13 protein-coding genes are annotated in these 17354 nt (G+C 67.9%); 5 read left to right on the top strand and 8 right to left on the bottom strand.

Annotation, left to right across the window (positions count from 1 at the left end):
* Nucleotides 1-80 precede the first annotated feature (80 nt).
* Genes H536_RS0104470 through H536_RS0104460 form a run of 3 tightly spaced genes read left to right on the top strand, consistent with a single transcriptional unit; the run spans nucleotide 81 to nucleotide 3043 of the window.
* Nucleotides 81-1334: a glycosyltransferase gene (locus tag H536_RS0104470; protein WP_024349328.1), complete on the top strand. Its 1254-nt coding sequence runs from the start codon at nucleotides 81-83 to the stop codon at nucleotides 1332-1334.
* Nucleotides 1334-2131 carry a WecB/TagA/CpsF family glycosyltransferase gene (locus H536_RS0104465; protein WP_024349327.1) on the top strand — a complete coding sequence of 266 codons (798 nt, stop codon included), beginning with the start codon at nucleotides 1334-1336 and terminating at the stop codon, nucleotides 2129-2131. Before H536_RS0104470 ends, H536_RS0104465 begins: the two co-directional genes overlap by 1 nt.
* Nucleotides 2132-2158: 27 nt before the next feature.
* Nucleotides 2159-3043: a DUF6492 family protein gene (locus tag H536_RS0104460; protein WP_024349326.1), complete on the top strand. Its 885-nt coding sequence runs from the start codon at nucleotides 2159-2161 to the stop codon at nucleotides 3041-3043.
* On the opposite strand, the gene H536_RS0104455 is transcribed toward H536_RS0104460, so the two are convergent.
* Nucleotides 3015-4328: a lipopolysaccharide biosynthesis protein gene (locus H536_RS0104455; protein ID WP_024349325.1), complete on the bottom strand. Its 1314-nt coding sequence runs from the start codon at nucleotides 4326-4328 to the stop codon at nucleotides 3015-3017. The genes H536_RS0104460 and H536_RS0104455 overlap by 29 nt on opposite strands.
* 176 nt (nucleotides 4329-4504) lie before the next feature.
* Between H536_RS0104455 and H536_RS0104450 the strand changes: the two genes are divergently transcribed.
* Both H536_RS0104450 and H536_RS22380 read left to right on the top strand, forming a co-directional pair.
* Nucleotides 4505-5521, top strand: coding sequence for an endo-1,4-beta-xylanase (locus tag H536_RS0104450; RefSeq protein ID WP_244495389.1), 1017 nt, complete (start codon nucleotides 4505-4507; stop codon nucleotides 5519-5521).
* Between the two features lie 179 nt (nucleotides 5522-5700).
* The gene (locus H536_RS22380) at nucleotides 5701-7647 is read left to right on the top strand and encodes a GNVR domain-containing protein (RefSeq protein WP_024349323.1); all 1947 of its coding nucleotides are present in this window, start codon (nucleotides 5701-5703) and stop codon (nucleotides 7645-7647) included.
* Nucleotides 7648-7752: 105 nt separating this feature from the next.
* Here the strand turns inward: H536_RS22380 and H536_RS0104440 are convergent, their stop codons facing one another.
* The 7 genes from H536_RS0104440 to H536_RS0104410 form a co-directional block, all read right to left on the bottom strand.
* Complete coding sequence (locus H536_RS0104440) at nucleotides 7753-9714, bottom strand: polysaccharide biosynthesis protein (protein WP_228241185.1); 1962 nt, start codon at nucleotides 9712-9714, stop codon at nucleotides 7753-7755.
* 77 nt (nucleotides 9715-9791) lie between these two features.
* A complete protein-coding gene (edd, locus tag H536_RS0104435; RefSeq protein ID WP_024349321.1) occupies nucleotides 9792-11609 on the bottom strand; it encodes a phosphogluconate dehydratase in 1818 nt (605 codons plus the stop codon).
* A 31-nt stretch (nucleotides 11610-11640) separates the two neighbouring features.
* Complete coding sequence (pgl, locus tag H536_RS0104430; protein ID WP_024349320.1) at nucleotides 11641-12348, bottom strand: 6-phosphogluconolactonase; 708 nt, start codon at nucleotides 12346-12348, stop codon at nucleotides 11641-11643.
* 11 nt (nucleotides 12349-12359) lie between these two features.
* Nucleotides 12360-13847, bottom strand: coding sequence for a glucose-6-phosphate dehydrogenase (gene zwf, locus H536_RS0104425; protein WP_024349319.1), 1488 nt, complete (start codon nucleotides 13845-13847; stop codon nucleotides 12360-12362).
* A 117-nt stretch (nucleotides 13848-13964) separates the two neighbouring features.
* Nucleotides 13965-14354: a response regulator gene (locus H536_RS0104420; protein ID WP_024349318.1), complete on the bottom strand. Its 390-nt coding sequence runs from the start codon at nucleotides 14352-14354 to the stop codon at nucleotides 13965-13967.
* A 112-nt stretch (nucleotides 14355-14466) separates the two neighbouring features.
* Nucleotides 14467-15750 (bottom strand): NAD(P)/FAD-dependent oxidoreductase, encoded by a 1284-nt coding sequence (locus tag H536_RS0104415; RefSeq protein WP_024349317.1) that lies wholly within the window; start codon nucleotides 15748-15750, stop codon nucleotides 14467-14469.
* 3 nt (nucleotides 15751-15753) lie between these two features.
* Nucleotides 15754-17295, bottom strand: a complete 1542-nt coding sequence (locus tag H536_RS0104410; protein WP_024349316.1) for a glutamine synthetase family protein — start codon at nucleotides 17293-17295, stop codon at nucleotides 15754-15756.
* Nucleotides 17296-17354 lie beyond the last annotated feature (59 nt).

The raw sequence follows: 17354 nt of genomic DNA, 5'->3' as shown, positions 1-17354 counted from the left end.
TTGATCCGGCGGATTGATATTCCTTCAATCCTTCCGTGCCAGCATTCCGCTCCTTGCAGCGCACACCCCTGGTTTGTCGGATGCATCTTCTGTTTCTCTCCTCGCTGCTGCCGGACGGCCGGCCGTCGACCGGATTCGAGATCGCCAATCACGCGATCGCGCAGTCCTACCGGCGGCAGGGCGTGCGGCTGAGCTTCGCGGGCTTTCGCCGGCCCGGCAGCCGGCAGCCGGGCGCGGACGAGATCTGTCTCGGCGAACTGGCCATCGAGAACGCCGCTGCGTCGCTGTCGCAGAAGATCGGCTGGGTGGGCGCCGCGACGCTGCGCAACCTGCCGGTGTCGGCCGCCAAGGTGGCCGGGCTGACGCGGGACGGGCTGCGCGCGCGGCTGGCCGAGGCCGGCCCGGTGGACGGCTACGTGCTGAGCTCGGTGCAGATGCCCGCTGCCTATCCGTTTCTGGCGCGGGACAAGCCGTCGATCTTCATCGCCCACAATGTCGAGCATCGCTCGGCCGCCGAGAATGCCCGCAATGCCGGTCGTCTCCACACGCGGGCGCTCTATGCCCGCGAGGCCGCGCTCTTGCGCCGGGTCGAACACCGCATCTGCCGCGATGCGGCGGTCATCCACACGCTGAGCGAGGAGGATCTCGCCGCGCTGGGTCTCGCCGGAACCGCCCGTTGCCGGCCGCTGGCCCTGACGACGGGACGCTCGCCTCGTGTCGACGACGGCGTGCGGACCCATGACGTCGGGCTGATCGGCACCTGGAGTTGGGCGCCCAACCGCGTCGGTCTCGACTGGTTCCTGGCGCATGTCGTGCCGCGCCTGCCGTCCGACATCCGCGTCGCCATCGCCGGCAACTTCGACGGCACGCCGCCGGCGCTGCCCGGCAACGTCTCCTTCCTCGGCCGGGTCGCTGACGCACAGGCCTTCGTCGGCGCCTCGCGGGTGCTGGCGCTGGCGACGAGGGGCGGCACCGGCATCCAGCTCAAGACCATCGAGACCTTCGAGGAGGGCATGCCGGCCGTCGCGACACCGCAGGCGCTGCGCGGGGTCGGTGCCGTGCCGGCAAATGTCCGCACCGCCGACGATCCGCAGGATTTCGCCGACCGGCTGGTCGAGCTGGTGGCAGCCGAGCGCGCCGGGGAGACCGTGCGCATGGATGGCGCCGACTTCGTGCGGTCGCAGACCGCCGCGCTGGATGCCGGCATCGCCGCCGGTCTCGATATGCTGCGCACGGCATTGACCCGCCAGGCAGATTGCACGGGGCAGCGGGACACTGCGCGCGTGGCCGACGAAGCCGGGCCGGTCGCCCTGGCCGGCCGGGATCCGGCCTGATGGACGGCGGACAGCACCTGCCCCAAGAGGCATCCCCGCAGGCGGCGATGCCCGAGCGCCGGATCGCCGGGATCGCGGTGGCAGATATCACCGGAGCGGACGCCATTCGCCGGCTGGACGCGGCCTTGAGCAGCGAGAGCGGGCCGACGCGGATTGCCTTCCTCAACGCCCATTGCGTCAATCTGGTGCGCGCGAAGCCTGACTACTGGAAGGCGCTGGCCGCCTGTCTGGTGCTGCCGGACGGGATCGGCGTCGACATCGCCGCGCGGCTTCTCTACGGCGCGCGCTTTCGCGAAAACCTCAACGGCACCGACTTCGTCCCGCGGCTTCTGTCAGCGCTGGATCGACCGCTGCGGGTGGCGCTAATCGGTGGCGCGCCGGGCGTTGCCGAACGCGCGGCAGGGCGATTCGGCGAGATCGCGCCCCGCCACGATTATGTGACCATCTCCGACGGCTATTTCGATGCGGCGGGACAGGCCGTCGTCCTGACCGCGCTCGAGCATGCGGATGCGGACATCGTGCTGGTGGCGATGGGCGTGCCGGCGCAGGAGCTCTTCCTGGTCAACACATTGAATTCGCGGCACGGTCGCCTGTTCGTCGGGGTCGGTGCGCTGTTCGACTTCTACGCCGGAAACGTGTCGCGCGCCCCGGCGCTCGTGCGGCGGTTGCGCATGGAATGGGTGTGGCGTCTGGCGCTCGAGCCGGCGCGGTTGTGGCGGCGCTACATTCTGGGCAATCCAGCCTTTCTCCTCGGGATTCTGCGCGATAGGTTCGCGCCGCGTCACCCGATCGGCTGATGTTTTGAGGCCCGCGGGACGGAGACGATGACCTTGCAGTCGGCCATTGTGACGTCGAGCTATCGCGGCGATTTCGAGCGCTGTCGCCTGCTGTGCGAGAGCATGGACCAGCGCGTCACCGGCCATCGCCGTCATCTGATCATGGTCGAGGGGGCCGATGTCGCCCTGTTCCGGCAACTGGCCGGCCCGCGCCGGGAGATCGTCGACGAACGCGATCTGCTGCCGCGATGGCTGCGGCCGTTTCCCGATCCGTTGTCGCTCGGGCGTCGCCGCATCTGGCTGACGCCCAAGGGTCCGCCGCTGCGGGGCTGGCACGTGCAGCAACTGCGCCGTCTCGCCATTTCCGCGCTCCTCGACGAGGAGGTCGTCGTGTCGGTGGATTCCGACGTCGTCTTCCTGCGGCCCTTCGATCTCGGCTGGTTTCACCGCAACGGGGGTGTCGACTTCTTCCGGCGTCCCGGCGCCGTGGCCTTTCTCGACGAACCGGCCCGCAGCGAACACCGCGCCTGGTCGCGCCGGGCCGGGGCCATGCTCGGGATCGACGCGCCGGCAACGACCGACGAGGGCTATATCGGGACATTGCTTCCGTGGCGCACGGACACGGTGCGCGAGATGAAGACCCGCATGGAGACGGTCGGCGGCCGTTCGTGGATGAGCACCCTGGTCGGCGGGCGGGCGCTGTCGGAATGCACGCTCTATGGCCGCTTCGTCGCCGAGCTGGAGAACCGGCCCGACCGGCATGCCCCGACCGATGTCGAACTCTGCCACATGTACTGGAACGGCGCGGCGCTGGATTCCGAGGCGCTGGCCGATTTCTCGCGCGGGCTCGCACCGCATCAGGTCGCGGCGGGCATCCAGTCCTTCACCGGGACGGACCCGGCGCTCATTCGCCGGGCTGTGGGGCTGATCTGAGCCAGCGGCGCGACCGGCGGCGGCGCGGGCGCGACCAGTCGAAGGCGGCGTAGGTCGAGGACGCCGAGACGATCCACAGCACCAGGAACAGCCCGTTCAGGCCGAGGATCCAGCGTTCGGTGTCGGGCGCGGCGCGCAGCAGCACCACCAGAAGCCCCGCCTTGATCAGGCCGACGATGGCCAGGATCAGCGCGCGCAGACCGGTCTTGCCGCGGGCATAGAGCAGCTCGCTCTCGTATTCGATGAGATTGCGGAAGGCCGGGACGAAAAGCGCGACGAGGACCAGCGGCGCGGCGTCGGCGACATTGCGGCCGAGGAGCGTGGGGTAGAGGTGCAGGATGCCGCCGAGGACCGCGAGCCCGGCGACCGAGACGACCGCGACGATCGCTTCCAGCCCCCAGCGCCTCTTCCAGTCGGAGATCCAGCCCGGGCTCTTCATCAGCTTCTGCACGATCATCGTGTTGGCCGAGCGGATCGGCAGCGCCGTCAGGTCGATCAGGCGCATCAGGATGGCGTAGATGCCGGCCATCTGCGGTCCGCCCAGCGACAGGACCAGCAGCTTGTCGAGCTCGGACTGCAGATAGAAGATGATCTCGGCGCCGGCGACCGACAGGCTGTCGCGCCAGCGCCCCAGATAGAGTGCCGGCCGGAAGCGCAGCCGCTGGCGCGGGTAGAAGCCGACAATGGCGAAGAGCGCGGCGACGGCATTGGCCGTCATGTAGATCCAGGACCATTCCAGCAGGGTGCCGCTGCCGACAAGGACGAAGCCGACCGCGGCGGCGGCACGGATCGCCGAACCGGCGATGACGATGCTGGCGCCCCGTCCGAAGCGGCCGAGGCCGTTATTGACGATGACCACCACTTCCAGCGCCCGCCAGAAGAGGATTTCCGCGGTGACCACGGCGACGAAGGCGGCAATGCCCATCTCGCCGTCGAAGAAGGCGGCATAGAAGCCGGCGGCGGCAATGGCGACGACGGGTAGCGACAGGAGGAAGGCGACGATGAGGCCGGCCGTGTAGGTGCCGACCAGACGCTGGCGCACCGTCGCCACCCGGTAGAGCGGCGAGACGAAGCCGAAGCCGCCGATGCGCGACAGGACGATGCCGGTGGCCGACGCGGTGGCGAACAGGCCGAAATCGCCGACGGACAGGCCATTGGCGATGCTGACGAAATAGGCGAGCGACAGGACCAGCCGGCCGGCGGATCCGCTGAGCAACCAGGCGTAATCGCGGATCACGCTTAGGTTGCCCTTAAAGCTTTCGATCCAGACTGCTGTGCGTGGCATGCTCCAACCTTCGGGAGAGCGATAGGCAGATGACGATACACCACCGCGGGCGCGATGCACGTTCCAAGCTGCGAAGCGTGCACCAGCCGGAAGCGGCGGCGCCCGGCGGCTCGTCCCCGACTAGCGCGGGAAGTTTAACGCGCCGTTCCCTTCTGGGTGCCGGGGCCGCGCTGGCCTTGGCGCCGGGTGCGGCATCGGCCGCCGGAACGGGTGCGCGAGCGGCCGGCGGCGTGCCGCTGGGCGGCGCCATCCAGGCCGAGTTCATGGAGGTCGACCCCGGCTACAAGCAGGCGTTTCTCGATCATTGCGACCTGATCATGCCGATGAACGGGCTGAAGTTCAGCCTCGTCCATCCCGCGCCCGACCAGTGGAATTTCGAGCCCGCCGACCGGGTGGTCGATTTCGCCCTTCAGAACACCCGGCTCAGCCGGGGCACCTGCCATGTCTGGTGGGGCGCGACCCCGGACTGGGTGGAGCGGCTCGACACGCCGGCCGCGGCGGAGGCCGCGCTGGTCGACCACATCGAACGGATCGGCGACCGCTACAAGGGCCGGCTGACCGGATGGGATGTCGTCAACGAGGTCATCGCCAACGATCCGGCGACCGAAGGCCCGCTGCGCCAGACCGTCTGGCTGGACAAGCTGGGGCCCAAGCATATCCCCATCGCCTTTGCGGCCTCGGCCCGGGCCGATCCGCAGGCGCGGCTGGTGATCAACGACTACGATCTGGAATTCGTCGGCCCGCGCTTCGACGCCCGTCGGGAAATCATGCTCGGCATCGTGCGCCAGCTGCAGGACGGCAATGTGCCGGTCCACAGCGTCGGCATGCAGGGGCATCTGTATGCGGGCCGTCAGATCGACAAGGAGGGGCTCGAACGCTTCCACAAGGAGCTTGACCGGCTCGGCGTCGGGCTGATGGTCACCGAGCTGGATATCATCGACTGGGAAACCCCGCCGAGCAACGCGGCGCAGGACGAGACCGCCTATGGGCTGGTCTCCGACCTTCTCGACGCGATCTTCGCCTGGAAGCCGCCCCAGGCGGTGACGGTTTGGGGCATCACCGACCGCTACAGCTGGGTGCCGGATGTGCTGCCGCGGCCGGACGGCCATCCCGACCGGCCGCTTCCGCTCGACCGCGACCTGCGCCCGAAACCATGGATGGAACTGCTGAAATCGCGCCTGCGGGCCGGCTGACCGACGGAAAGTTCCGCTAGGGACGTGCGTCTTAACCGTTCATTAGCCATGATTGCCCAGAGTCGGTCGGCAAGCTCCGGCACTTGATCCGGACGGCTATTCTGCGGATCGATATGGCTATGTTCTCATCCGAGACGAACCCGAACGCACCGTATGCCGCGCGCCCGTCAGGACCGCAGATGCAGGATTCCAACGGCTCGCTGATCGACCCGGTGCATGTCTTCCAGTCGGTCTGGTCGGCGCGGCGGCTGATCATCCTGACGACCATCTTCGGGCTGTTGCTCGGCGTCGCCTTCGCGCTGTCGATGCCGAAGAAATACACCGCCTATTCGCAGATCTTCGCCGATCCCCGCGACATCAAGGTGGTGCAGAACGAGGTCACGCCGAACGGCCTGCCGACGGAGGCGACGCTCGCCCTGATCGAGAGCCAGATCGCGGTGATCAATTCCAACGACATGATGGCCAAGATCGTCGAGAGCGCCGACCTGACGTCGGATCCCGAGTTCAACGGCCAGGGCGAATCGCTGCTGCCGTCGCTGGAAAGCCTCGGCCTCACCACCCCCACCACCGCATCGACCAACGAACGCTTCCTGCAGACGATGGAGAATCTGCGCGAGGTCACCGGCGTCTCGCGCGATGCCAAGAGCTTCATCCTCAACATCTCGGTGACGACCGAAAACCCCGAGAAATCCGCCCGGCTGTCGCGTCTGGTCGCCAATACCTTCATCGACCATCTGGCCGAGGTCCAGTCGGATACGGCGGGGCGGGCGACCAACGCGCTTTCCTCGCGCCTGGCCGAACTGCGCGAGAAGGTCTCGGCCGCCGAACGGGCGGTAGAGGACTACAAGTCCGAGAACGAGCTCGTCGGCGTCGGCGGGCAGCTCGTCGACGACAGCTACATCCTGCGGATCAACGACGAACTGTCGCGCGGCCGGGCCAATGTGACCGCCCTCAGGGTCAAGGCCGAGCAGATGTCCAGGGCCAGTGTCGACGACGTGGTCGAAGGCGCGTTTCCCGAAGAGCTGACCTCGGATGCGTTGACGCGTCTGCGCGCCACCTATTCGGACCTCGCCCAGAAGACCGCATCGCTGGCGGCCACTCTCGGCCCCCGGCATCCGCAGCTCATCGCCAGCCGCCAGTCGCTGGCCTCGGCGCGCGACGCCATCCGCTCCGAGCTCGCCCGGATCGTTGCCGGGGCGCAGACCGATCTTGCCCGCGCCGAGCGCACCAATAGCGATCTCACCCGGCAGCTCGACGAGCTGAAGTCCGATCAGGTGGCGACGAGCGGCTCCTTCGTTCGGCTACGCGAATTGCAGCGCGAGGTCGAGGCGTCGCGGGCAGTCTATGAATCCTACCTGCTGCGCGCCCGGGAAACCGGTGAACAGCAGGGCATCAACACGGCCAATGTCCGGGTGATCTCGGAAGCCACCCCGCCGCTGCGGCCCTCCAGCCTGTCGCGGCGCCTGGTGGTCGGGGCCGGCGGCATGCTGGGCTTCCTGGTCGGCGTGTTCCTGGCCGGTGTCGGTGCGATCTCCGAGCAGTATCGCAACGCCATGCGGATGCGGGCGGAGATGGCCGCACGGCCACGCCCAACGGGCTTCAGCACGTCCTACGGCTCGGCCGCGACCGGTCATTTCGGCAATGGCGGCGGCTATTCCACGGCCATCGTTCTGGCCCCCGGGGAGGGCGCCATGACCGCCGGCACAGAGACTGCGGACGACGACTTCCGTCCATCGGTCCATGCGAGCGCGCAAGATCAACGGCGCATGGCCGAGGCGATGCCGGTTGCCGAAGAGCCCGTGTCCGACGAGGCCGACCCGGCACCGGTCGGGACCGATGCGTCGGAGGATCGGCCGGTCCCGGCGAATGACGCAGAGGATGCCGCGGCTCCGACGCAAAACGCGTCGGAAGCGGACAGTGCGGGCGAAGACGAGGCCCTGCCGCCGGCCGCGCGGCGCCGGACGCTGCGCGAGCGCATTCGTGCGCTGGGCGGCGATCTTCCCGATCCCGCCGACAGCGAGATGCCGCAGGCGGGCGACGACGAGGAAGTCGTGCGGCTGCAGAACGACATCGCCGCGGTGAAGAAGCACATCGCCGACATTCGCGGCCGCCGTCAGGCGCTGTAGTCCCGGCGCGCGGTCCGCGGCGGATCGACGACGTGGGGGGCGAGCGCGCGCTGTCGCCAGCGCAGGCCGTTCAGCCAGCGTCCCGCGATGGTGTTGCGATGAGGATCAGGCCGGTGCCGGCGGTGTCGGCTGTGCCAGACGCGCCGGGTCGGCGCCTGTATCGTCGTCGATGATGGCCGGCTGGTATTCCGGCACGATGCGCCTGAGGATCTCCAGCGCGCGCTCGGCATCGCCGGCTGCGACCGCACCCTCGATATTGGCGAAGCTGCGCGACAGGAGCTTCACGTCGCTGACGCGAGAGCCGGCGATGAGCAGGCCGGCGCGGCCGGTCTCCTCGCGCGTCTCGCCCTCGCCGAACAGTTCCTCGTAGAGCTTCTCGCCCTTGCGCAAGCCGACGAAGCGGATGTCGATGTCGATATGCGGCTTCAGCCCGGCCAGCTGGATCACCCGCTCGGCGAGTTCGGCGACGCGGATCGGCTTGCCCATGTCGAGCACGAAGATCTGGCCCTTGGCGCGGGTGTCGGTCATGCCGTGGCCCGCCGCGTGCAGGATCAGCCGCGACGCCTCGGGAATGGTCATGAAGAAGCGGGTGATGTGCGGGTGGGTGACCGTCAGCGGCCCGCCCTTTTCCAGCTGCGAGCGGAACAGCGGGATCACCGAGCCGGTTGAGCCGAGGACGTTGCCGAAGCGCACCGTGATGAAGCGGGTCGCGTCCTGATCGAGATCCAGTGCCTGGCAATAGGCTTCGGCGGCCCGCTTGGTCGCGCCCATGACGTTGGACGGGTTCACCGCCTTGTCGGTCGAGATCATCACGAAGGCCGAGGCGCCGGCGGCAAGGGTGGCATCAGCGACGTTGCGGGTGCCCAGGAGGTTGGTGTCGATCCCCTCGACCGGATTGTCCTCGACGATGGGCACGTGCTTGAGGGCGGCGGCGTGGAAGACGACGTCGGGCCCGACTTCGGCGAACAGCGCCCGGATGCGGTTGCCGTGGCGCACGTCGACGATCCGCGGCAGGATCGGGACGCCGGGGAATTCATCGGAAATCTGCCGGGTGACCGACCAGAGATTGAATTCGGAATTGTCGACGAGGACGAGACGGCGCGGCGCGAAGCGCGCGATCTGGCGCACGAGTTCGGAACCGATCGACCCGCCGGCGCCGGTGACGATGACCAGCCGGTCCTTGATCAGCCGCTCGACCTCGGCGATGTCGAGATCCACCTCCTGGCGCCCCAGAAGATCTTCCAGCGCGATCGGAAGCGGCTCGATCGGCCGGTTCTCGTCGACGATGCCCGTCTGGCTGATGTCGGGCAGCCGCTTGACTGTCACGCCAAGCGGCGCGCAGGTGGCGACGATGCGCGACAGCCGCGCGGCCGGAATGTCGACCTCGGTGACCACCAGTTCGCCGACCGGCGTGCCCCGCTTCTCGGCCCAGGCGATGGTCTGTTCCAGTTCCGCCAGCGTGCCGAGCACGCGGATGCCATGCAATTGCCGGCGCCGGTTCTTGGACTTCTCGTCGATGATGCCGACGATGGCGTCCTGCCGGCGGTTGCGGCGGCTGTTGCGGATGAACAGGTCGGCATTGTCGTTGAAGCCGTAGAGCAGGAGGTCGCGCTTGGTGCCGGCGATGGCCGAGGCGGCGAGGCTGCGGCGGTCGAGGCGGCGCTCCTTCATCAGCCGGTAGGCGAGGCGGGGGCCGCCCAGGCCGACGATCATGATGAACCAGGAGATCACGATCGTGGAGCGGGGCAGGAAGGCGCCGCGAAACAGCAGGAAATGCAGCAGCAGGAAGGCGAGGTTGATGAAGGTGACCGCCTTGACGATCGACAGCACGTCGAGCAGCGAGGCGTAGCGCCAGGCGCCGCTGTTGAGCGAGAAGAACGGAAAGCAGACCGCGCTCAGTGCCGTATAGGCACCGATCAGAAGCCAGATCTGCCAGACGCTGAACAGCGGCTGCCATCCCCAGGCGATCGACATGGCGATGGTCATCGATACCGCGGCGATCAGGATGTCGTGGACGATACCGAGCTGTCGCAGGGAGATGGCCAGCATGCTCTTGGCGAAATTCATCAACAGGAATCCATGGTTCCGCCTCCTCGGGCAGACCATTTAGTGCGCTATCATGCGAACGCGCGCTGCGGAAGCCGTCAAAAGACGCTGGCGCCTGCGTCGGCCGTGCCCACTGCCGCCCGGAAGGTGGCGAACAATTCCCGGCCCATGCCGAATTCGTTGCCGCTGAGATCGGGGTCGGCGAGGGGCCGCGCTGCCAGTTCGTCGGCGTCCACGAGGATTTCCAGCGTGCCGCCATCGGCATCGAGGCGCACCATGTCGCCATCGACCAGCCTGGCGATCATCCCGCCTGCCTTGGCTTCCGGCGTGACGTGGATCGCCGCCGGCACCTTGCCGCTGGCCCCCGACATCCGCCCATCGGTGACCAGCGCCACCTTGTGGCCGCGGTCGAGGAGGACGCCGAGCAGCGGCGTCAGCTTGTGCAGTTCCGGCATGCCGTTGGATTTGGGGCCCTGGAAGCGGACCACGGCGACGAAGTCGCGGTTGAGCTCGCCGGAATCGAAGGCGGCCTTCATGTCGTTCTGGTCGTGGAAGATCTTCGCCGGCGCCTCGACGATGCGGCGTTCGGGCCGGACGGCGGAAACCTTGATGACGGCCTTGCCGAGATTGCCCTTGAGCATGCGCAAGCCGCCATTGGACGAGAAGGGCTGGTCGGCGGTGGTCAGCACCTTGGGATCGCCGCTGTGGGCGGGGGCGGCTTCGCGCAGCACGGTCTCGCCGTCCGGCGCCAGCCGCGCCTCGACCGTATAGGCGCGCAGGCCATGGCCCCATGCGGTCCGCACATCCTCGTGCAGGAGGCCGCAATCGAGCAGTTCGCGGATCAGGAAGCCCATGCCGCCGGCCGCCTGGAAATGGTTCACGTCGGCGAGGCCGTTCGGATAGACGCGGGCCAGCAGCGGCGTGATGTCCGACAGGTCGGAAATGTCCTGCCAGGTCAGCCTGATGCCGGCGGCCGCGGCCATCGCGACCAGATGCATGGTGTGGTTGGTCGAGCCGCCCGTGGCGTGCAGCCCGACGACGCCGTTGACCACGGCGCGCTCGTCCACCACCAGACCGGCCGGCGTGTATTCGTTGCCCAGCGCGGTGATCGACAGGGCGCGCCTAGCCGCTTCCCGCGTCAGCGCATCGCGCAGCGGCGTGTTCGGATTGACGAAGGACGAGCCCGGCGTGTGCAGGCCCATGATCTCCATCAGCATCTGGTTGGAATTGGCGGTGCCGTAGAAGGTGCAGGTGCCGGGGCCGTGATAGGACTGGGATTCGGCGGCGAGCAGTTCCTCGCGCCCGACCTTGCCTTCGGCGTAGAGCTGGCGGATGCGGCTCTTCTCGTCATTGGGCAGGCCCGAGGTCATCGGCCCGGCCGGCACGAAGATCGCCGGCAGATGGCCGAAGGTCAAAGCAGCGATGGTCAGGCCCGGCACGATCTTGTCGCAGACGCCCAGATAGACTGCGGCGTCGAACATGTCGTGGGAGAGGCCGACGGCGGTCGCCATGGCGATCACGTCGCGCGAGAACAGCGACAGCTCCATGCCGGCCTGGCCTTGCGTGACGCCGTCGCACATGGCCGGAACGCCGGACGCCACCTGCGCGGTGCCGCCCATGGCGCGGGCCGCCTCGCGGATCAGTTCGGGATAGCGCTCGAAGGGCTGATGGGCCGAGAGCATGTCGTTATAGGCGGTGATGATGCCGAGATTGGGCGTCTGGTCGCCCGACAGCCGGGACTTGTCCAGCGGGCCGCAGGCGGCGAAGCCATGGGCGAGGTTGCCGCAGGTCAGGGTCGAGCGCTTCGGTCCCTCGGCGCCCTTGGCCATGATGCGCGCCACATAGGGTTCGCGCGTCGGCGCGGAACGCTCTCGGATGCGGTCGGTGATCTCTGCAATGCGCGGATCGACGGTCATGGGATTGACCTCCTGGACGGTGAAAGGGGCGTCAGGGACACCAGAAGACGTTGGCCGGGTCCTTGCGCGGTGCTTCGAGGACCGCGCGTATCGGCAGCTCCTCGACGGGGCCGCCGGCCAATGCCTTTTCGTAGACGGCGAGCTTCTCCTCGCCCTCGATGTGGATCGCCAGGAGCCGCGCTTCCACCAGCATCGGCAGGGTCAGGGTGACGCGGGGCTCGCCGGCCCCGGGCGCACGCATGGCGACGACCGGCTCGGTGGTCTGCGGGTCGATGGCGGCATCGAGATTGTCGCCGCCCGGAAAGAAGGAGGCGGTATGGCCGTCCGTGCCCATGCCGAGCACGGCGGCGTCGAGCGGGCGGGCCAGCCGCCGGAAGCGCTCGGCGAGATCCTCGCGCGCGTCCTCCGGCGTTTCGGCGTCGAGATAGAAGGGAATGAAATGCGCCGCCGCGGCGAGGTTCTTCAAGAGCTTGTCGGCGACCAGCGCGGCGTTCGAGCGATCGCTCGTTGCCGGCACCCAGCGTTCGTCCACCAGGAGCACGTTGACATTCGGCCAGTCGATCTCGGCCTGCGACAGACGCTCGAAGAAGCGCTTCGGCGTCGAGCCCCCGGAGACCGCCAGGGTCGCCGTGCCGCGGGTAGCGATGGCGCCGGCGAGGACGGCGGCCACGCCGACCGCGAGGGCCTCGGCCAAAGCGTCGCCATCGCGGTAGCGGTGCAGGACGGGGGCTGTGCTCATTCCGGATCGCCTCAGTCGGGTTCGTGCCAGGTGCGGCCGTCGCGCTCGATCAGCGCCACGCCGGAGGAGGGGCCCCAGGTACCGGCCGTGTAGCCCTGCGGCTTCATGGATTTCTCGGCCCAGGCCTGCGGGATCGGGTCGATCCAGTTCCAGGCCGCCTCGACCTCGTCGCGGCGCATGAACAGGGTCTGGTTGCCGCGGATGACGTCCATCAGCAGCCGCTCATAGGCGTCCGGGTTCCGCACCCGGAAGGATTCGGCAAAGCTCATGTCCAGCGGGACGTGGCGCAGGCGCATGCCGCCGGGACCGGGGTCCTTGATCATCACCCATTGCTTGACGCCCTCATTGGGCTGCAGCCGCATGACCAGCTGGTTCTGCTGGATGCTGCCCGAGAGGCCGGCGAAGATCGAATGCGGGATCGGCCGGAAGGTGACGACGATCTCCGACATGCGCTCGGACAGGCGCTTGCCGGTCCGCAGGTAGAAGGGCACGCCGGCCCAGCGCCAGTTGCCGATCTCGGCCTTGATGGCGACGAAGGTCTCGGTGTCGCTCTGGGCCTCGCCGAGATCGTCGAGATAGCTGCGCACGGCGGCGCCATCGGAGGCGCCGGCCTTATACTGGCCGCGCACGGTGCGGCTTTCGACATTCGAGGCATCGATCGGGGTGAGGGCGCGCAGCACCTTCAGCTTTTCGTCGCGCAGGGCGTCGGCGTCCAGCGTCGGGGGCGGCTCGAGGGCGACCAGGCACATCAGCTGCAGGATGTGGTTCTGCACCATGTCGCGCAGCGCGCCGGCCTTGTCGTAATAGCCGGCGCGGCCTTCCAGCCCGACCGATTCCGCCACGGTGATCTGGACGTGGTCGATATGGGCGGAGTTCCAGATCGGCTCGTACAGCGCATTGGCGAAGCGCAGCGCCATCAGGTTCTGCACCGTCTCCTTGCCGAGATAATGGTCGATACGGAAGACCTGATCCTCGGTGAAGTAGCGGCCGATGATGTCGTTCAGTTCACGGGCCGATTCCAAATCGCGGCCGACGGGCTTCTCGACGACCAGCCGCGTGTTGGCGTGGACCAGACCCTTCTCGCCGATACGGCAGGCGAGATCGGCGAACAGCGCCGGGCCGACCGCCAGGTAGAAGGCGCGCACGCGCGTGCCGTTGCCATCCTCGGCGCCTTCCAGAAGAGCCTTCAGCTCGTCCCAGCCCTCGTCGGCGCGGGCATCCACCTGGCGGTAGTGCAGGCGCGAGACGAAACGCTCGACGGACGTCGTGTGAGTGTCCTCGGGCTTGACGTGCTTGGCGATCGCCTCGCGGGCAAAGGCCCGGTATTCCTCGTCGGAGATATGGGTGCGCGAGGCGCCGATGATCCGCGAATCCTGCGGCATCTGCCCGTCATGATCGCGATGATAGAGCGCCGGCAGCAGCTTGCGTTCGGCAAGGTCGCCATTGCCGCCGAAGACGACATAGTCGAACGGGTCGACGGGAATGATCTGGCTGGACATGTATCGTCCCTCTGCAAGACAATGAGCGGGGGAAGCCGTTCCGTCCGCTGTGTAATCTAATCGATTGAATTATTCCATAGCCGCGGCGGGCCGGCGAAAATCATTCGCGCCGGGCGCTCAGGCCGCGGCCTCGCGCCTGGCAAAGGCCCGTGTGACCGCCTCCAGCATGCGGACGTCGTCATAGGGCTTGTTGATCGCTTCGCTGGCGCCGGCCTCCGGCGGCAGATCGAGATTCTCGCCGTAGCCGGTGACGAAGATGTAGGGCACGCTCCGCGCATTCAGCGGCGCGATCAGCGCAAAACTGGTTTCCGAGCCGAGATTGACGTCGAGCAGCGCGACATCGATCGTTTCAGCCTCGATCAGACGCAGGGCCTCTGCGACATTCGCGGCGGTCAGGATCCGCGCCATGCCGTTGTCGAGCAGCAGTTGCTCGGCATCGAGCGCGATGATCATGTTGTCCTCGACGATCAGCCCCGTGCGGCCCTTGAGAATGTCGAGATCTGGCATCGTGTCGTCTGCTCCTGGGGCCGTCATGGTGCGTCGGTTGGGCTGCCTGCCTGCCGGTTGCGGGCGATGGGTCCTGCCGCGCACGATCCGAATATGTCGCGCGGGCCGGGTTTTAGAAGCGGTCGCGCAGGGAAAACCAGGTCATTGCAAGGAAAAGCAGTGGTGCGCGCAGTCGCCGCCCCCCCGGAAAGGCGGGAATGCGCAGCGCCTCGAAGTCGGCGAGGCGGTCGCGATTGCCGTTGACGCGCTCGGCATAGAGGCGGCCGGCGAAGTTCGCGAGCATGACGCCATGTCCGGAAAACCCGCCGATGGTGGTGATCCCCGGTGCCAGGCTGCGCACATAGGGCAGGCGCTCCATGGTGATGCCCACAGAGCCGCCCCAGGCATGGCTGAGGCGCACATCGGCCAGATGCGGATAGACCTCGGCGATCTGCTTGCGGATGTGCCGGCCGATGTCGCCGGTGGCGGAGGTGTAGGCCTCGCGGCCGCCGAAGAGCAGGCGGCCGTCGCGGCTCTTGCGGAAATAGCGCACGACGAAGCGGGAATCGTCGCAGGATTCGCCGCCGGGCAGCACCGCGTCGGGATCGGCCAGCGGCTCGGTCGCGCCGATGAAGGAGCCGATCGGCATGACATGGGCGTCGACCTGCGGATCGAGGCCCCCGCCATAGGCATTGGTGGCGATCAGCACGCGCTCGGCGCTGACCTCGCCATGGGCGGTGACGGCGACGATCCGGCCATCACGCCGGTCGAGCCGCTCGACATGGCTGTTCTCGAAGAGCTGCGCCCCGGCCTCGGCCGCGACCCGGGCGCTGCCGACGACCAGCTTCATCGGGTTGATATGGCCGGTGCCGGTGTCGCGAATGCCGCCGAGATAGCGGCGCGAGCCGAGCCGGTCGGCGGTCTCGTCGGCGTCCATGAAGCTGACATGGGGATAGGCGTAGCGGGTCGTCAGCTCCTCGACCTGGGCGCGGTAATCCTTCAGGTAGCGGCGCTTGTGGACGACCGAAAGCTGGCCTTCGCGGTAGTCGGCGTCGATGCCGTTGGCGGTGATGAACTCGGTCAGATGGGCCTTGGCTTCCTCGGCGAGATCGAACAGGGCCTTGGATCGCTCGAAGCCGTAGGCCGCCTCGATCTCCATCGGCCAGAGCCGCTGGCCGGTGCCCATCTGTCCGCCATTGCGCCCCGAGGCGCCATCGCCGAAGCGATGCGCTTCCAGCACCGCCACGTCGACGCCGGTGCGGGCGAGATGCAGCGCCGCCGACAGGCCGGTGAAGCCGCCGCCGACGACCAGCACGTCTGCCTTGCGGCTGCCGTCCAGAGCCGGATAGCTCGGCCGATCGATGCTGTCCTCGTACCAGGAGCGGCCGGGGGCGATGGGAGACTGATAGGCGGGCAAGGCTCAGACCTGCAGGAGCAGGAACTCGCGTTCCCAGGGACTGATCACCTGCATGAAGGTCTCGTGCTCGCCGCGCTTGATGCCGGCATAGGTGCCGACGAATTCCGGGCTGAAGACAGTGTCGAAATCCTTCTCGGCCTCGAAGATCGCCAGGGCTTCCAGGAGCCCGCGGGGCAGCGAGATGACGCCGTCCTCATTAACGGTCCGGTCGGTCGGGCCCTCGGGCGTGAGGTTGTTGACCATGCCCAGATAGCCGCAGGCGAGCGAGGCCGCGATGGCGAGATAGGGATTGGTATCGGAGGAAGGCAGGCGGTTCTCGACGCGGCGGCCGGCAGCGTCCGAGGTCGGCACCCGGAAGGCGGTGGTGCGGTTGTCGTAGCCCCAGGCGGTGTTGGTCGGCGCGGCCATGCCGTAGGTCAGGCGGCGATAGGAGTTCACATAGGGCGCCATCATGATCAGCGCCGCCGGCACGTAGCGCTGCATGCCGCCGAGAAAGGCGAAGAACAGGTCGGAGGCCGAGCCGTCCTCGTTGGAGAAGACGTTGCGGCCGGTTTCCTTGTCGATCACCGACTGGTGGATGTGCATGGCCGAGCCCGGCTGGCCCTGAATGGGCTTGGCCATGAAGGTGGCGTAGATGTCCTGGCCGAGCGCCGCCTCGCGGATGGTGCGCTTGAACATGAAGACCTGGTCGGCGAGCTCCAGCGGGTCGCCATGGCGCAGATTGATCTCGAGCTGGGCGGCGCCCTCCTCGTGGATCAGCGTGTCGATCTCCAGCCCCTGCGCGTCGGAATAGTCGTAGATGTCGTCGATCAGCTCGTCGAATTCGTTGACGCCGCCGATGGAATAGGACTGGCCCGACTGGATCTGCCGGCCGGAGCGGCCGATCGGCGGCACCAGCGGGTAGTCCGGGTCGACATTCTTGGAGACGAGGTAGAATTCGATCTCCGGTGCGACGACCGGCTTCCAGCCTTTGGCGTCATAAAGCGCCATCACCCGCTTCAGAACGTTGCGCGGCGTGTAGCCGACGGCGACGCCGTTCTGGTCGACGAGATCGCAGATCACCTGGGCGGTCGGGTCGCTCTCCCAGGGCACCCGGCACAGGGTGGAGAGGTCGGGCACGAGCTTGAGGTCGCCGTCGCCGGGCGAATAGCGGAACTCGCCGCTTTCCTCGGGATATTCGCCGGAGATCGTGTGCATGAACAGCGCCGACGGCAGCGCCAGCGAGGTGTTGGCGGTGAACTTCTTGGCCGGCATCATCTTGCCGCGGGCGACGCCCGCCAGATCCGGGGTGATGCATTCCAGATCGTCGATGCCGCGTGCGGCGAGCCAGCCCGAGGCCTCGTGCATGGAGGCGACGCCGCGCTTGGATTCCAGATGGGCGCCGTCATTCGCCGGCACCTTGACCGGCGCGGGATCGCGCTTGGCGTTCGGCGCGCCCTTGACGGCGCTGGCCTCGTTGCCGCCGACGCGGCCGGTCTTGCGGCCGTAATCGATCCGTGCGGGTCCGCTCGGACGCGGCGATTTCGGAGGTTTCGTGCTGGTCATGCCATCCTGCGGGGAAGCGCCTCTCGGGCGGATTGGGCCGGAGTGTAGCGTGCCGGACG

Source organism: Aurantimonas coralicida DSM 14790, from assembly GCF_000421645.1.
GTDB lineage: Bacteria > Pseudomonadota > Alphaproteobacteria > Rhizobiales > Rhizobiaceae > Aurantimonas > Aurantimonas coralicida.
This window is presented reverse-complemented; position numbering and strand designations above follow the sequence as displayed.

What these genes read in the sequence shown, in the direction of transcription:
- H536_RS0104470 (WP_024349328.1), top strand. Translation starts at nt 81, where the DNA reads ATGCATCTTCTGTTTCTCTCCTCGCTGCTGCCGGACGGCCGGCCGTCG.
- H536_RS0104465 (WP_024349327.1), top strand. Translation starts at nt 1,334, where the DNA reads ATGGACGGCGGACAGCACCTGCCCCAAGAGGCATCCCCGCAGGCGGCG.
- H536_RS0104460 (WP_024349326.1), top strand. Translation starts at nt 2,159, where the DNA reads ATGACCTTGCAGTCGGCCATTGTGACGTCGAGCTATCGCGGCGATTTC.
- H536_RS0104455 (WP_024349325.1), bottom strand. Translation starts at nt 4,328, where the DNA reads ATGCCACGCACAGCAGTCTGGATCGAAAGCTTTAAGGGCAACCTAAGC.
- H536_RS22380 (WP_024349323.1), top strand. Translation starts at nt 5,701, where the DNA reads ATGCAGGATTCCAACGGCTCGCTGATCGACCCGGTGCATGTCTTCCAG.
- H536_RS0104440 (WP_228241185.1), bottom strand. Translation starts at nt 9,714, where the DNA reads ATGAATTTCGCCAAGAGCATGCTGGCCATCTCCCTGCGACAGCTCGGT.
- edd (WP_024349321.1), bottom strand. Translation starts at nt 11,609, where the DNA reads ATGACCGTCGATCCGCGCATTGCAGAGATCACCGACCGCATCCGAGAG.
- pgl (WP_024349320.1), bottom strand. Translation starts at nt 12,348, where the DNA reads ATGAGCACAGCCCCCGTCCTGCACCGCTACCGCGATGGCGACGCTTTG.
- zwf (WP_024349319.1), bottom strand. Translation starts at nt 13,847, where the DNA reads ATGTCCAGCCAGATCATTCCCGTCGACCCGTTCGACTATGTCGTCTTC.
- H536_RS0104420 (WP_024349318.1), bottom strand. Translation starts at nt 14,354, where the DNA reads ATGCCAGATCTCGACATTCTCAAGGGCCGCACGGGGCTGATCGTCGAG.
- H536_RS0104410 (WP_024349316.1), bottom strand. Translation starts at nt 17,295, where the DNA reads ATGACCAGCACGAAACCTCCGAAATCGCCGCGTCCGAGCGGACCCGCA.